General features: G+C 39.3%; 14 protein-coding genes and 1 pseudogene. 9 read left to right on the top strand and 6 right to left on the bottom strand.

The annotated features are described in order from the left end of the window. Window positions 1-4 precede the first annotated feature (4 nt). Window positions 5-685 (top strand): hypothetical protein, encoded by a 681-nt coding sequence (locus tag UN64_RS03175; protein WP_077359637.1) that lies wholly within the window; start codon window positions 5-7, stop codon window positions 683-685. 42 nt (window positions 686-727) lie between these two features. Then, a complete protein-coding gene (locus UN64_RS03170) occupies window positions 728-1,492 on the top strand; it encodes a DUF4931 domain-containing protein (protein WP_077359635.1) in 765 nt (254 codons plus the stop codon). Window positions 1,493-1,553: 61 nt separating this feature from the next. Here UN64_RS03170 and UN64_RS03165 read toward each other — a convergent pair whose 3' ends face one another. Beyond that, a complete protein-coding gene (locus UN64_RS03165) occupies window positions 1,554-3,188 on the bottom strand; it encodes a M20/M25/M40 family metallo-hydrolase (RefSeq protein ID WP_077359633.1) in 1,635 nt (544 codons plus the stop codon). 282 nt (window positions 3,189-3,470) lie between these two features. On the opposite strand from UN64_RS03165, the gene UN64_RS03160 reads away from it, so the two are divergent. The 4 genes from UN64_RS03160 to UN64_RS03140 all read left to right on the top strand — a co-directional run bounded on the left by UN64_RS03160 (window position 3,471) and on the right by UN64_RS03140 (window position 7,094). Continuing rightward, entirely contained in the window at window positions 3,471-4,175 is a 705-nt protein-coding gene (locus UN64_RS03160; RefSeq protein WP_077359632.1) for an ABC transporter ATP-binding protein, read from the top strand. After that, entirely contained in the window at window positions 4,159-5,478 is a 1,320-nt protein-coding gene (locus tag UN64_RS03155) for an ABC transporter permease (RefSeq protein ID WP_077359631.1), read from the top strand. The genes UN64_RS03160 and UN64_RS03155 overlap by 17 nt, the downstream gene beginning before the upstream one ends. Before the next feature lie 278 nt (window positions 5,479-5,756). Next, on the top strand, window positions 5,757-6,440 hold the full coding sequence (locus tag UN64_RS03145; protein ID WP_077359629.1) for a Type 1 glutamine amidotransferase-like domain-containing protein: 684 nt from the start codon (window positions 5,757-5,759) through the stop codon (window positions 6,438-6,440). A 69-nt stretch (window positions 6,441-6,509) separates the two neighbouring features. Continuing rightward, window positions 6,510-7,094 carry a superoxide dismutase family protein gene (locus tag UN64_RS03140; protein WP_077359628.1) on the top strand — a complete coding sequence of 195 codons (585 nt, stop codon included), beginning with the start codon at window positions 6,510-6,512 and terminating at the stop codon, window positions 7,092-7,094. 364 nt (window positions 7,095-7,458) lie between these two features. Here UN64_RS03140 and UN64_RS03135 read toward each other — a convergent pair. The 3 genes and pseudogenes from UN64_RS03135 to UN64_RS03125 all read right to left on the bottom strand — a co-directional run bounded on the left by UN64_RS03135 (window position 7,459) and on the right by UN64_RS03125 (window position 10,059). After that, window positions 7,459-8,150: pseudogene (locus tag UN64_RS03135) on the bottom strand (ABC transporter permease). Window positions 8,151-8,261: 111 nt separating this feature from the next. Beyond that, window positions 8,262-9,050 (bottom strand): ABC transporter permease, encoded by a 789-nt coding sequence (locus UN64_RS03130; protein ID WP_077359627.1) that lies wholly within the window; start codon window positions 9,048-9,050, stop codon window positions 8,262-8,264. Further along, the gene (locus UN64_RS03125) at window positions 9,034-10,059 is read right to left on the bottom strand and encodes an ABC transporter ATP-binding protein (protein ID WP_077359626.1); all 1,026 of its coding nucleotides are present in this window, start codon (window positions 10,057-10,059) and stop codon (window positions 9,034-9,036) included. The genes UN64_RS03130 and UN64_RS03125 overlap by 17 nt, the downstream gene beginning before the upstream one ends. Window positions 10,060-10,384: 325 nt before the next feature. Here UN64_RS03125 and UN64_RS03120 point away from each other — a divergent pair, with 325 nt between their 5' ends. Next, a complete protein-coding gene (locus UN64_RS03120) occupies window positions 10,385-12,133 on the top strand; it encodes a mechanosensitive ion channel (protein WP_077359625.1) in 1,749 nt (582 codons plus the stop codon). A gap of 113 nt (window positions 12,134-12,246) precedes the next feature. Beyond that, window positions 12,247-12,975, top strand: coding sequence for a ZIP family metal transporter (locus UN64_RS03115; protein WP_077359624.1), 729 nt, complete (start codon window positions 12,247-12,249; stop codon window positions 12,973-12,975). 33 nt (window positions 12,976-13,008) lie between these two features. On the opposite strand, the gene UN64_RS03110 is transcribed toward UN64_RS03115, so the two are convergent. Both UN64_RS03110 and UN64_RS03105 read right to left on the bottom strand, forming a co-directional pair. Next, window positions 13,009-13,674 (bottom strand): DUF2642 domain-containing protein, encoded by a 666-nt coding sequence (locus UN64_RS03110; protein WP_077359623.1) that lies wholly within the window; start codon window positions 13,672-13,674, stop codon window positions 13,009-13,011. 224 nt (window positions 13,675-13,898) lie between these two features. Continuing rightward, window positions 13,899-14,639 carry a hypothetical protein gene (locus tag UN64_RS03105; protein ID WP_077359622.1) on the bottom strand — a complete coding sequence of 247 codons (741 nt, stop codon included), beginning with the start codon at window positions 14,637-14,639 and terminating at the stop codon, window positions 13,899-13,901. A gap of 327 nt (window positions 14,640-14,966) precedes the next feature. Here UN64_RS03105 and pyrH point away from each other — a divergent pair, with 327 nt between their 5' ends. Next, window positions 14,967-15,701: a UMP kinase gene (pyrH, locus tag UN64_RS03100; protein ID WP_077359621.1), complete on the top strand. Its 735-nt coding sequence runs from the start codon at window positions 14,967-14,969 to the stop codon at window positions 15,699-15,701. Window positions 15,702-15,778 lie beyond the last annotated feature (77 nt).

Raw genomic sequence — 15,778 nt, 5'->3', positions numbered from 1 at the left:
AATCATGGAAGATCCTCTAAAGCAGCTGCCTGAAATATTAAACAATGGCCGAATGAAAAATATTACGTTTAAAGAAGAACATAGGCAGAAGGTTTTGCAGAAGACCCGTGATCTAAACAGACCTCCTGCTCCAAAAAACTGGTTATATCATTGGTTTCACCAAAGTCTGAGTTTGGCACTTGGAGTAGCCTTCATTTTTATATTTATTCAGTTCGCCCAAAGCACACCGTCAAATGTGGAGCAAAAGGAAGCTGAACAGATGGTGAAGATTCCCTATGCGAATCAGGCTATCTTGACAAAAGCAAGGCACGATATGAGAAATCATCATGATGTAACAGGTATAGATGCTTACCAAAAAGGTGATACACTATCGGTACACATTATTTTTCCCGACAATTTGACGCGAGATGAACAGATCAACTTGACGAAATCCTACTTGAAAGAAGTGTCCCATCTAACATTGAATGAACCATACGAAGCACAAGAATACTTGGGAGAGCTTTGGAATTATGTTAATGTAAAAGTCTATACAGCTGGAGAAACCGAAGATGACATGCTTGCTGAAAGACTTCAGATTGAATTCGGTTTTGACTGGCTTGGTTCAATTGACAAAAAAGAAGGTATACTGAAGTGGGAACAAATTTCTGATAAACAACCATACACGGGAACAGGAAATATTCATTAAGAATAGAAGATACTAAGGAAACAAACAAAAGCGGTGAAAAGCATGAAAAATACACATATTACTTTCTTTACTGATATAGGAGCTCAAAAACCTAACAGCATTAAGAACAGAGAAACTCCTTGTCCTTTTTGCCGGATCGATGAGCTGGAAGAAGTCCTCGATCATAGCGGTTCAATTATTTTAGTAAAAAATAAATATACAGTGCTCGATCAAGCCTTTCAAACCGTTCTGATCGAAACAGACGAGTGCGAAGGGGAATTATCTGAGTACACAAAGGATCACCTCTATAAAGTCTTGAATTTTGGAATCGAACATTGGGAGCGGATGATTCAAAGCGGAAAATACCGTTCCGTCATGTTTTTTAAAAACCATGGTCCATTATCAGGAGGAACAATTAGGCATCCTCATATGCAGATCATTGGGTTGAACGAGGTTGATTGTCAGCATGACTTTTCAGAGAGTCAGTTTGAAGGTATACCTGTCTTAGAAAAGGAAGGCGTCAGATTGACCGTTTCAAATAAGCCGCGTGTAGGTTTTTATGAGCTTAATGTGATCTGGGAAAAAGATGCCGAGCTTTCGCTATTTGCTGACTGCATACAAGCGTGCACGCATTTTTTGCTGAATCATTTTCATAGGAACTGTACAAGTTACAATTTATTTTTCTATAAAAATAACGAAACAACGTACTGCAAGATTATGCCGCGCTTTGTTACTTCACCTCTATACATGGGATATGGCGTCCAGCAGGTTGCAAACAATATAGAAAAGATCGCAAATAAAATCAAAGAAATCTATTTTTCCGCATAATAAAACCAGATCTGTTGATTGCAGATCTGGTTTTTGATTTTACTATGCTATAAACGGTTCATTAATTTCTGCTGCTGTTCTCAAACAATGTTTCCATGGCATAAACGATCAAAGGATGAGTTTCATCCATCACTCTATTAATCTCAATCCGTTCGGTCCATTGATGAGCATCCTTCCCGAGAGGGCCAATGTTGATTACCGGTATGTCGATCTCTCTCATGTCATCAAACGGAATGTTATACCTGGATCCTAATAGAGGAAAATTGCTTGTGAACGAGGACAGGTCACTTGAATCTCCTTTAAAACCGATGTAACTCAAATCAGATAAGCCGCTGAAATAATGCACGTTCACCAGATTGCTGTTGAACTTTTCCTGAGCATGCTGTACCACTTTTTCGGTAGTGTGTTTAATCAATGGATGGTCGCTTGAACATACAGCCGGATAAAAAGGCGGTGTATAGAATAGTACCGTCATTGGCGCTAAGTCCCTGCAGAGGCTGGCAAGTTCGAACACATATTGAATGGTTAATTCTCTTTCGTCTGCGTTAGGATTGTTGCTCTGAAGCATGTTTTCTCTTCGATCGAGCTCTTCCTGACCGTACTTTTCAACCGCATGTTCATAAAGTTCATTAAATGTTATTACTTTGATCCTCTCTTTTTTAGGTGTAAAAGGAATGATCTTAGAGACTTGCTGGCTTTTTTTATACAGTCTGTTCTCAAGCGATGAGGCTGCTTTTTGTGCACTTTTAATGAGCATATTCGTAATCTCAGAAAGCGGTCTGTTGAACAACATTAAATTAAAAAGCGTCACAGCTGCGTGAGGTATTTGCACAGAATAATGATCTTTTAAATCTTTTTGAATGAGATTAGCGGGTACTGGAGTTGCTTCATCACGAAAGGTTTCAACATAATCAACGTTCCATTCTAGTTCTCTCGTAATTTCAGCTGCCATCGCATTTCCGTTCATACCGGCAAGAGGTTCTCCAACATGCGTTTCCTTTCCGTAGCAAAGAAAACCAGGCAAAATCTTGCCTGTAGAACCGGTATACATATAAGGAGAGGTATCTCCAGGGAATTTTGTGAAACTCGGTTCGCCGTTTAAACATGCGATATATTTCATATCATATTCTTCTTGAAGCTGACGTAAAACACTGACCCCTGCCAGCATCCCCGCTGAATGAACTTCTTCATCTGGAACAGAAATCATCAGTACATTTCCTTTGAAATGACCAGTTGCCGCTTTTTCAATCATCGATATATGAAGAGCAACTCCTGCTTTCATGTCCATTGTTCCGCGACCGAACAGCCACTCGCCAGAGTTTAAATCATCCTGCACAAAAGGATGGAGAAGCTTTTTGTTCTCTATTATCTTTTCAGTCAATTCATCAGGACGAAAAGCTAGGTGCTTCCATTCGCCAAAGTCTTCAACTGCAACAACGTCAAAATGACTTAAGAGAATGATCGTTTCTTTTACAGAAGGATCATTCTGAACGAAAGCTGTTATCAATTTCCGCCCATCAGGGGTCGGGTGATGACGAAGGTGATCCGGGTTCTTCGTAAAATATTGAAGAGAAGAAAGAGTATGGTAGAGATGCTCGGCCATAAACATTTCTCCGTCTTGGTTTGTAATGCTCGGAATAGATACAAGGTCTTTTAATAGTTTCGTATAACCCTCTTTAGACTGCCACTTTAACATGTATGTCCCTCCTTGATGTATGCCTTTGTTTACTATACTACTCTTTCCCTTTAAATCCTTTTTTAAAAAAGGGTGACTGTGAAATTTAAGGTGCAGGATGTTTGTGAGAGTTGTTGATCTCCGTTTCGGGATGTTTATGAGAGTGGTTGATTTCCGTTCAACAATTTTTTATGAAGAGCCTTTTTTTTAAAAAAAAATTTGGAATGTATTGACAGTTAATGGGCATACATGGTATATGTGTATTATACTAAATAGTACACTTAATACATAAGGGGTGGGGAAATGATTTCTGTTAGCAATTTATCTTATGCTTTTAAGATCGGAAAGAAAGGAAAAGAAAATATTGTTCCTGTACTGCATGATGTTAATCTTCAAGTTGCAGAAGGTGAAATTGTTGCTGTTGTGGGTAGAAGTGGCTCTGGTAAATCAACACTATTAAACTTGATCTCTGGTTTTATCCAGCCAGAGGTAGGAAACATCACGATCAATAGAACAAATCTAAGCAAGTTCTCTGAATCAAAATGGGCAGAGTTTCGTCTGAACCATCTTGGTTTTATCTTTCAAAGTTTTCAGCTGATCCCATCTATGTCAGCTTTCGAAAACGTGGAACTCCCGCTTGTTTTAAAAGGAGTAAGCGTGCCCGAAAGAAAAGTGAGAACCGAAGAAATGTTAAAACGTGTAGGTCTTGAATCTTTCAAAAATCATTACCCAGGGGAGTTGTCAGGCGGACAGCAGCAGCGTGTAAGTATTGCTAGAGCATTAATCTTGAATCCCCCTCTTATTTTGGCGGACGAACCTACTGGAAGCTTAGATTCGGAAAATGAAAAACAGCTATTATCTTTTATAAAAGAACTTAATGAAAAATACGGAATCACATTCTTAATGATTACACATGACCATGAGGTAGCTTCCATCGCTCATCGCAAAGTTGAAATCATTGATGGGTACTTAAGAGAGGGGAGAATGCTTCATGAAGTTCAAAGATAAACACAGGTTTGTAAGAAGCAATATGAAGAAAAACAGAACACGTGTCTGGATGACGATCCTAGCATCAACAATCGGATGTGCTTTCCTAATCATGCTGGCATCCATCGGATTTGCAATTCATAAAACAGCTGTAGATGATGTGATGAGCTTTCGCATGGTAAACGAAATTCAAGTTCAAAAAGAAAGCGGCATGATGACAGAAAACGATGTGAAGAAGCTTGAACAGATTGAAGGAGTTAAAGCGGTAACGAGGAAAAAATATACGCCGGCAAACCAGTTATCGATAGGTGAATATAATACATTTGCAAACGTGATAAGTGCTCATATGCCTTCTGAAGAAAAAGCGGGTTTCGAACTTGATAAAGGCCGCATGCCCAAGAATAAAAATGAAATTGTTGTTGGCTATCATTTTGCAGAGGAATTGCGAAAAGATCAGCCGGAAAACGCTTTGGAAGGTTTAAGTGAAGAAGAAGCTCAAAAAAGGATGAAGGAACTTTCCTATAAAGGGAATTTGTTGAACGAAACGCTGAAGTATCACTTGAAGACAGATAATCCTGAAATAAAGATTGAGGGACCTGTACAAACTGTTGATGTTAAAATCGTCGGAATCGGAAAAAAACCAACACGAGATTGGGCACATGATAATTCCGTATTTATCACAGAGGATTTATATAATGAAGTAATTTCAATTTTAGGAAAACAAGATCCGAAAATCGCATCAGCTGATGAATTAAAAAACTATGGTGATGTAAAAGCGTTCACTGCATCAGCGGATGATGTAAAAGAAGTAACAGATCGAATCGAAAAGCTGGATTATATGACGTATTCCATTATCAAAGAGTTAAAACAGATGAACGTTTACTTCACCTTATTTAAAGCAGGACTGATATTTATCGGTGCCATTGCAGTTTTAATCGCTTCTATTGGTATTTTTAATACGATGACGATGGCGGTTACGGAAAGGTCGCAGGACATCGGAATCATGAAAGCGATCGGAGCTACTCCGAAAACAGTTAAACGAATCTTTCTATTAGAAAGCGCCTATATCGGATTGTGGGGTGTAGGATTAGGAACACTTTTAGCTTACATCACCAGTTATGGTGTGAACTTTGCTCTTCCCATTATTATTGAACAGTTCGTTAATGAAACACCTCCGGAAGGATTCATGCTGTCTTATATTCCTTGGAGCCTGACAGCAATAGCGGTAACAATCTGTATGGGCGTTACCTTGCTTTCTGGATGGCGGCCGGCTGCGAAAGCTACAACGGTAGATGTTCTAAAAGCTTTAAGAAGAGATGTTTAAAGGTGGACACCAGCCTGTAGCGGCTGGTGTTTTCTTTTTAGAGGATGTGTCTGTCTGAGGCGTACATTTTCAGTCGGAAAAAGTAAAAGTTTCAATATATCATGTGATTTAGTCAAATTAACGTAGATGTTTGTCAAATTATCCATCCTTTCTTTCAAATTATTGACTTCTTTCTTCAAATTATTATCATTCTGTTTTTTCTAGAAAGATAGAAAGCTTGATTAAAGAGGAATTAAACGAAAGATAAGCGAAACAGTAGAAAAGGAGCTGAAAACAACATGAAACAGATTATCGCAATGGGTGGCGGAGGATTTCCGATGGAACCTGAGAACAAAAAGCTCGATCATTATATACTTTCGCAATCAAAAGCTGAAAAACCTCATATTTGTTTCATTCCGACTGCAAGCGGAGACTCAGAAGGCTATATCGAACGCTTTTATAAAGCATTTGAGTCGGAAAACTGTGTGCCAGGACACCTTTCTTTGTTCTCTCCTCCTCAAAACTTAGAAGAGTTTGTTATGAAGCAGGATGTTTTTTATGTAGGCGGAGGAAACACGAAGAACTTACTTGCACTCTGGAGGGAATGGGGGTTGGATCAGCTGCTCAAAAAAGCATACGAAGAAGGAAAAATCTTAGCAGGTTTAAGTGCAGGGTCTCTTTGCTGGTTTGAAGAAGGGGTAACAGATTCCTTTGGACCGCTCCGAGGACTTTCATGTTTAGGGTTTATCAAAGGAAGTCACTGTCCTCATTATGACGGAGAAGAAGAAAGAAGACCCGCTTACCACCGTCTAATAAAAGAAGGATTAAAAGATGGATATGCAGCGGATGATGGGGCGGCGCTGCATTTTATTAACGGAAAACTGAACAAGGCTGTGAGTTCCCGAGAAAATGCTAAAGCCTATTATGTACAACTAAATAACGGAGAAGTTGCAGAAGCAGTACTTGAAACCCATTTTCTTTAAAATGATGTTTAAAGTTCTGATGATTGGGCGGAGAATAGAATATCGCTAATCATCAGGAGGGAAATACTTTTGAAAAAAATATTAAAAATCATGATGCTTATGGTATTAGTAACCATACTAGCATCATGCGGAAACAAAAAAGAAGATGAGCATAAAGATCATGAAATGGAAGAGTCGCAAGCTGCATCCAGCAAAGTAAAGGGTGGATCGTACATTGTGAATCTAGTAGACACGAAAGGGAAAAAAGCGGGTGAAGCAACGCTGACCCAGACAGTGGAAGGCGTCAATGTAGAAGTAAATGCCACTGGTCTAAAGCCAGGTGAACACGGAATTCACTTTCATGAAAAAGCTATATGCACACCACCAGATTTCAAGTCAGCAGGTGCCCATTTTAACCCGACGGGTAAAAAGCATGGTTTTTTAAATCCAAAAGGGCCGCATGTTGGAGATATTCACAATATCACTGCTGACGAAAGCGGTGTCGTTCACGGAGAAGTTCTTTCAACTATGGTTTCACTTGCTGAAGGAAAATCAAACTCGCTGTTTTCAAACGGCGGGACGGCGCTCGTCATCCACGCTGACGCAGATGATTATAAAACAGATCCAGCTGGAAACTCGGGGGACCGCGTTTTGTGCGGAGCAATTAAAAAATAAAAGGCTGTTTTCGTATACTTTGTTGCTCTTCGATAGTAGTTGATTTCCGCTCCAGGAATGTTCGCTTTCCACGGGGCGTGCGGTGAGCCTCCTGCCGCTTTGCGCCGTTAGGAGTCTCCACCTGACCGCTTCATGGGAGTATCCTTGCCCCTGCGTCTATAAGTAAACTCTACCGATCTGAGCTTCCTCGTCGCATGCCTATCTAGAAGCTTCTCAGGTGGTAGGCACGCACCTTGCGCTCCAATCAACTTGCATAGGAGAAAAAGAAAACATCCAAAACCAACAATCTTCTAGAAAAACAGCCCGAAAAAAGAAGCTGGCTTCATTATCCGCTTAAAGAGACGGATAAAAGCCAGCTTTTTTCTTAACTTCCTGTACTCGTAAAGGCTTTAAGCCCTCGATTCCAAAACCAATAGGCTAAAGCACACGATACGATTGCAGCAACAGGTGTCAGCAATGCAAGATTTTCAAATCCAGAACCTTTTATAAAATATGCGGCAGGATAAAAAGCTGTAAATCCATAAGGAATGACCCAAGTTAATAAATGTCTGATTCCTTTATGGTAGATCGTAAGCGGATAGCGTGCAAAATCGCTTAAATTAAAAATCGTCCACACGATTGGAAGGCTATCAACCATCCAGAAAGACAATGTTGCAAAAAAGAGATTCACCGCTACGAAAATAAAACCAGAAGCAATGATCATAATGACAAGAATAAAATATTCCATGAAGCCCCAATAAAGATCTAAGTGCGGCATCGCCGTTCCGAGAACGATAATTCCGATAAAAAGCTGGCCGAACCCGTCTTGCTGAAGGCGGTCTGCGATAAAATGAAATAGCGGATTGACCGGCCGTATTAGAACGCGGTCAAACTTTCCTGGCCGTATGTATTGCCAGCCGAGTGTCCACAGGTTATCAAAAAAATATGGTGAATCGATCTTCCTGTAGCTGCGATACCATAAATGAATAAAATCTCATAAAACGTCCAGCCGTTCAGTTCGTGAATATGGTCAAAAACGATTTTCACAAAGAATATACCGGCAAATTGCTGAAGCATAACAGACAATACGCCGAGCAGAAAATCCATTCGGTATTCCATCATAACTTTCAGATTCTGTTTACAAAACAAGTAATATAACTTCATGTACCGTATCAAGAATGTCCCCTCCTATCCTCCAAAGATCGTTACTTTCTTCATCGCCACCGACCATAAAACTCTAAGTAAACCAAATAATAAAATGGCCCATATTAACTGTGATCCCAATGCAAGCCAAGCTTCTGTTCCAGTCAAAATTCCAGTGTAGATTGCTACGGGCACATACACCATAGCCTGAAACGGCAAGAAGAGACTTATTGTCTGAAACCAGTCTGGAAACAAAATAAGAGGAACGAGTGCACCAGAGAAAAAAGAAACAACGGCTTCTTTCATAACTTCCAGTCCCCATAGATTAATTGTCCAAAAAGCAAGAATAGCGATTAAGAGATCAAAGAATGTTCCGATCCAGATTCCCATTAGTGCACTAAGTAAAAATAAGATTCCAGATTGCCAGGTTGAAGGCATTGTTACATCCATAAATACAAATGCGAGTATTCCTAAAGGCAATGCACCACGGATAAAATAGATTACTTTATCGCCTATATCCATAGCTATCAGGCGGGTGATCAAATGGTAAGGGCGCATAAGTTCAATAGCTACGTTACCATCTTTAATCGTATGAGCAAGTTCCCGGCCGACACCAGAAACGAACATTTGCAGAAACATCGCGATAATGATGTAGGTGATCATTCCATCAAAAGACATGCCTTCAATTTCTGAACGGTTGCTATACACTGCCTTCCAGAAGAAATAGATAACAAGCATTCTTAACAGAACGGAAAATGTATTTGCCCAAAACCATGCAGAATAGGCCGCATGAACTTGCATCTGAACACGGGCGAACTCAATGTACTTCCTCATTCTGCACCTCCTTTGTCATCCCTTTGCCGTATATTTCTTCAACGATTGTTTCGATTTTTGGATCTGCAATCGTAAGGTCGGCAATGGTATAATGATTCATCATAATACTGATCAATTCTGCTCCAGATAGGTCTCTGCTGCTGAAAGTGATCGAAATTTTGTGCAGATCTTCTTCTTCACGAGGCTGGACCTGAGCAACATTTGCAAGTTCTCGGGGCAAAGTAAAATCATCTGAGTTTTCTAGTTCAAAATGAATAACGCGCTTATCGCCGAATTGCGATTTGATATTTTGAATAGACCCGTCATAAATAACCCTTCCATCATCGATGATGATAATTCGCTGACAGATCTCTTCTATGTCCTGCATGTCATGAGTCGTTAAAAGTACAGTCGTCCCATATCTAGAGTTCATCTGTTTAATAAAACTGCGGATTCTTACTTTTACCGCAACATCCAGTCCGATTGTCGGCTCATCGAGATAGACCACTTTTGGACGGTGCAAAAAGGCAGCTGCAAGCTCACATCGCATCTTTTGTCCTAATGAGAGCTGCCTGACGGGTATGCCAAGCAATGGTTCGAGATGAAGCACTTCAACAAATTCAGCAAGTGTTTCTTCATATTGTTTTTGAGGAATCTCGTAAATATGCTTTAACAGCTCATAGCTTTCCCTAACAGGTATATCCCAGAACAATTGAGTACGCTGGCCAAACACAGCACCTATGTGAGAAGCATTTTGTTTACGATTTTCATAAGGTATGATGCCGTTTACTTTTACTTCACCTGAGGTAGGGGTTAGGATACCAGTAAGCATCTTGATCGTTGTCGATTTTCCAGCTCCGTTTGCACCGATATACCCTACCATTTCACCTGCTTCAATATGCAGATTAATTCCTTTAACCGCTTCTTTTGTTTCATATTTTCTATAAAACAATGATTTAACAGCACCGCGGAGACCCGGGTCACGTTTTGCAATTTTATAATGTTTTGCAAGATTATTAACTTCGATCATATGTGTCACTCCTTAAAAATGGGCACAAAAAAACCACAGACAAATTCCTGCGGGCATGTGTGCATATTAAATTTTTGCTCACGATGAGGCGTCAGGTCATAAAGGGATATGAAATTACTTTGAGTCTATGTATAAAGTCCACATTTAATCCCTCTCCTTTTGTAAACGTTTGCACTAGGCAATAATCGTATTATATCTGAATCATTAAAAATTGTAAAATATATCCTCTTGTCAGTTTTTTAAGTATGTAGTTTAACTGATAATCGCAATGGGAAAGTAGAGCTTATGAAGAGATATTTATATCAAGCATAAAAGGAGGAAGAAAATGTACGATTACAATGGAGTAACTGATTCTTGGATGGCGTATTTAGGTAGATTGCCAGATTTGCTTCTAGCTATTCTTGTTTTATTAATTGGCTGGCTGATCGCCTCATTAGTCTCAAAAGCAGTGAAAAAAGCACTGCATAAAACAGAATTTGATAATAAAGTAGCAAGATGGATGAAACCTGACACAGATGGTGAGCATACAGAAAAAACGAGGTCCAGTAAATATTCCCCAGAAGAAATCATAAGTAAAGTGGTCTTCTGGATTCTTATGGCTGTTGCTATTGTTATGTTCTTGAACATGCTTAGTCTTCCATATGTAGCTGAGCCGATTTCAAATGCTCTTGGTGTTATTGCAGCTGCAATTCCAAATCTATTAAAAGCAGCGTTAATTGCAGCGGTTGCTTGGCTGATTGCTTCTGGATTATCTATCTTAGTAAAAAAACTAGGTCAGAATACAGCTTTTGAAAGACTTCTTAATCGCTGGAAACTGACTCGTGAACCGGGTCAGTCTAACAAAGCCGTACTTTCTGCATCAAAAGCAGTATTCTATCTTACACTTCTCTTGTTCTTGCCCGCAGTATTAGCTGCGCTAGGTATTGATGCCATTTCAGAACCTCTAGAAGGAATGCTCTCTGGATTCTTTGCATTCTTACCTAAACTTCTAGGAGCTGCTATTATCCTGTTTGTTGGCTGGATTGTAGCAAAGGTTGTAAAAGAGATCTTAGTAAACTTTTTACAAAGTATCGGTACAGATCGCTTAGCATCAAAATTAGGTGCTGAACGTGCTTTAGATAAAACATCATTATCACAGATCATTGGTACGATTGTTTACGTATTTATTTTAATTCCTGTCGTGATCTCAGCGCTTGAGACGCTTGATATTAATGGAATTTCTGGACCTGCTATCGGAATGCTTGGACAGATCATGGATATGATTCCAAATATCATCGTTGCAATCATTCTTGTCGCAGCAGGGCTATGGATTGGTAAATGGGTAAAGAATGCAGTAACTTCCTTATTGGAACGTGTTGGCTTTAACGGCATCTTCCATAAGATGGGTCTTGGATCTCTTCATAAGAGCGATCAAACACTTACCATTTCACAAATTATTGGTTACGCTGCACAAATTTTAGTAGTATTGTTATTTACAATTGAAGCACTTCAGCTTGTTAACCTTGAAAGCTTAGTAAGTATCTTATCAGTTGTTCTTGCGTATATCCCAATGGTGTTAACTGCCGTTCTTGTCCTTGGAATCGGATTCTATGCAGGAGACCTTGTGAAACGCGTGGTTATGAGCATGGTAAAACAACAAACAGAGGGCAAGCTGCTTGGCAACATTGCGAAATATACGATCATTACGCTTGCGTTCTTCATGGCACTTGACCAGCTTGGTGTTGCGAAGACCATAGTAAACGCTGCGTTTATCCTGATCTTAGGCGGATTCACCATTGCGTTTGGACTTGCTTTCGGATTAGGCGGACGTGAAGCAGCAGGACGCACGCTGAATAAATTAAGCAGAAGAATGGAGCAGACAACGATTCAAAGTCCCGACCCGGCCGAGTGGAAAGATAAAACAAGCTTAAAAGATTTCCGCACGGACAGCTCTAAGACTGAAAATGAGTCTGGGAACGTTGATTTAGAAAAACCTCATACGATCGCACGTGATCGTCAATTTAACCATTTAAATACGCCAAGTGATGAATTTGGCATTAATAAAAACAACGATCCTAAACGAAACGACTTTTAAAAGCATAACTTCGAATAGTGGATGTGCCCTTAGCATATCCACTATTCTTTTATATCTTTGTATAGAAAAAATGCGATTAGGAAATGGTGATAAAAAAAGAGAGGGGATGAAGCATGCTGCAAGCCGCCTTTTGGGGAGGTATAGCAGGTTCTGCTGTATTGCTGGGAAGCTTTACAGGACTTGCCTTTCCTATTCCTAAAAAATGGACAGCTTGGATCATGGCGTTTGGAACAGGTATTTTAATCGGTGCTGTTTCATTCGAACTGCTGGTTGAAGCTGTTGAACAAAGCAACTTAAAGGTAACGGCGATAGGTTTTATTCTTGGGGCTGCCATTTTTACTATTATAAATAGTATTCTTGCAAAAAAGGGTGGTCATGAAAGAAAGATGTCAGGCATTAAAAAGGCAAAAGGAGTAGGCATGGCCATTTTCTTTGGCACTCTGTTAGATGCTATTCCTGAATCTGTTTTAATCGGTGCTAGTTTGATTGAACAAAGCAAAGTAAGCTGGCTGCTCGTGATAGCCATTTTTTTAAGTAATTTTCCAGAAGGATTGTCCAGCTCGATCGGATTGTTAAAAGAGGGTTTTTCCAAAAAGAAAATTATAGGAATGTGGATATCCGTCTTCATTATTTCTGCTATTGCGGCTCTGCTTGGCTTCGTGTTATTAGAGGGAGCGTCTGTAGCGTTTCTTTCATTAATTGGTGCATTTGCAGGTGGAGCAATCATGGCAATGGTAGCCTCGACGATGCTGCCAGAAGCACATGAAGATGCAGGAGCTGCAGTTGGTTTGATCACATCATTAGGTCTGTTAAGCTCATTAGTCTTGACCCATTTTTCATGAAAAAAACTTCGTCGATACGAAGTTTTTTTTACATTAAGGAAGGTGAAGAGTTTTAATGTGCTGGATATTAAGAAATACATTCTTATTTCTTTCGATGGTAAGCTGCAGTTGGCCATTATCCATCTTAACTAATTTGCCAATTTTGTTTGGATCTTTTCCTAAATCGAAAATAACAAGCTTACCTTCGTATTTTTTACATTGTTCGGTAAATGTTCTGGCCAATGTCATGTTGAAAGGAACTAATGGCAGCTCTTCGTTTGACAGAGTATAAGGCCTCTCACTTTCTTTATAAGGGATCAGCCACTTTAAATGCTGCATAGGAATAAGCATCATCTTATAGACGGGAGAATAAAAGATAAAGTAATCATTCATAATGTTTGTGATATATCCATGAATAGATTGATTACTTGTGATAAACACCTCGGAAAACAGCCCTTTTGCGTTCATCAAAATCTTTCTGAAAGAAATGGTTTCCTCTTCAAAGTTAATAGGTACACTTTTAGGCTTTTCGATCTCTGCATCATTATCTGTACTGTTGCTGATAAGGTGAATGTGCATTTTAGGTATATATATAAATTGCTCTCCGTCATAAACAACTATGATATCTGAACCAATATCGATCACTATTCCTGTAATACTCTTTTTACCGCTGATTGAAAGCTCAACCGTTTCACCAATAAATCTGTTGAAAATACTCAAAACGATCCTCCTGTCATTTAAGGATTTCTAGAAAAAATAACATCTAAATAGACAGCCTTTAAATAAAGCAAATAAATGTCCTGTTTTTATACAAAAACAGGACTATTCATTCTTACAGTCTGAACCAGCCTTGTTGCTGATCAAGACCTGCTAATCTTGGCTGTTTAGAGCGCTTTTTTGATTTCTTTTTTTTCTTCCAATGGTGGCTGGATGAAGAAGAAGATTCACATTTTTTTATGAGAAGACTCTTTCTTGTGAGAAGACTCTTTCTTGTGAGAAGATTCTTTCTTGTGAGAAGATTCTTTCTTATGGGAGGACTCTTTCTTATGAGAGGATTCTTTCTTGTGAGAAGACTCCTTCTTATGAGAAGATGATTCACACCATGAAGATGAAGAAGATTCCTTTTTGTCATTAGAGGATTCTTTTTTATGAGAAGACTCTTTTTTGCTAGAGGACTCTTTCTTATGGCTGCTTTCTTCACGACATCCGCCGATTTGGCTAAAGCTCTTAATATGGAAGATTGCGATGATAATAACTTCGTCGCCTTTAATTACTTCAATCGTGTTGTGGTTAACAGCTACAAGAACTCCCTCTACGCTATCTGGACCTCCGCGATTAATTTTCACCTTATGGTTGATGAAATGCTTTAACACATTGTGGAACGTATCGTTAGTGCATTTTTTCTTGTTAGTCCATTTGCAGCAGATTTCATCCGCTTCTAAAACGATTGCTTTTACATGGAAAAGCTGATAGAAGATTAACTCTTTATCGTGTTTTCCGTCTTTGCCTCTGCCCTTCCCTTTCCCTTTACCATCTTTATCGAATGATTCGATGGCTAGGAAGTCTAAGCCTACACAGACTAATCTTCCAACTCTTGATTCTGGACCGCCAGTATTAACTTTGATCTTTTGGCCCAATAATTTGCATAGCTCTCTTTGAGAGAGTACGGGTTTATGTTTATCCAAAAATGTTTCCTCCTGATAATGATTTTGACTACTCTTGTCCATGCATTATATGTATCCCTTTATGGAAAAGGCATAGGTAACCTGTCTATATTTCGTAAAAATGGTCAAACGTTTAATAAAAAATTCATATGGCGAGTTATATTTAAATTTCACTTACACAAGCTGGTAAGTATATAATGGAAGAAGAAAAAAGAGGAGGCGGATTCTGATGGTTCTTGTACAAAAAATAGTGCAGCAAAATTTAAAGATCCGCCGACTTTACCGTGAAAGAACAGATGACTTATTCATTGTCATTTGTTCTTTTTTTATATAGAGGAGGAGAAGAAGATGCGTTATAGACGGGTTTTAATTAAACTAAGCGGCGGAGCCCTTGCTGGGAATCAGGGAACAGGGTTTGACCATCTATCTTTAAATCACATTGCAAAAGAAGTTTTATCCGTCATTGAAAAAGGGATTGAAGTGGCAATAGTCGTTGGAGGAGGCAATATATTCAGAGGGAATTTAGCGGAATATTGGGGAATTGAAAGAGTAGAAGCAGATCAGATTGGTACATTGGGAACAGTTATTAACAGTTTAATGTTAAGAGGGGTTTTGAAGAGCAAGATGGACCGGGAAGTAAGAGTGATGAGTTCTGTTCCAATAAGTGCAGTTGCGGAACCTTATATCAGGCTGAGAGCTGTTCATCATTTAGATAAAGGTTATGTCCTTATCTTTGCAGGCGGCAATGGTCAGCCTTATGTAACAACCGATTATCCTGCTGTTCAAAGGGCCCTAGAAATGAACTGTGATGCCATTCTTTGTGCAAAACAAGGCGTTGACGGGGTGTACGACAGCGATCCAAACCGATTTAAAGAAGCGAGGAAATATGCTACGCTTCACTATGATGAAGCGATAAGAAATAATTTAAAAGTTATGGATCAATCCGCACTTATTTTGGCAAGAGACTACGGTTTGCCGATCCACCTTTTTGATTTTAACCAAGAGGGCTCATTTTTGAAAATATGCAGTGGTGAAGATATCGGGACGTTTATCAGCAATAACATAGAAACAGCACTTGTTTAAACAAGTGTTTGAAAAGGCATTCTGGCGCTAGCCCTGGAATGCCTTTTTGTATATTTACTCAATCCTTTTCTCATATT

The sequence above is a fragment of the Fictibacillus arsenicus genome, assembly GCF_001999465.1.
Taxonomy (GTDB): domain Bacteria; phylum Bacillota; class Bacilli; order Bacillales; family Fictibacillaceae; genus Fictibacillus; species Fictibacillus arsenicus.
This window is presented reverse-complemented; position numbering and strand designations above follow the sequence as displayed.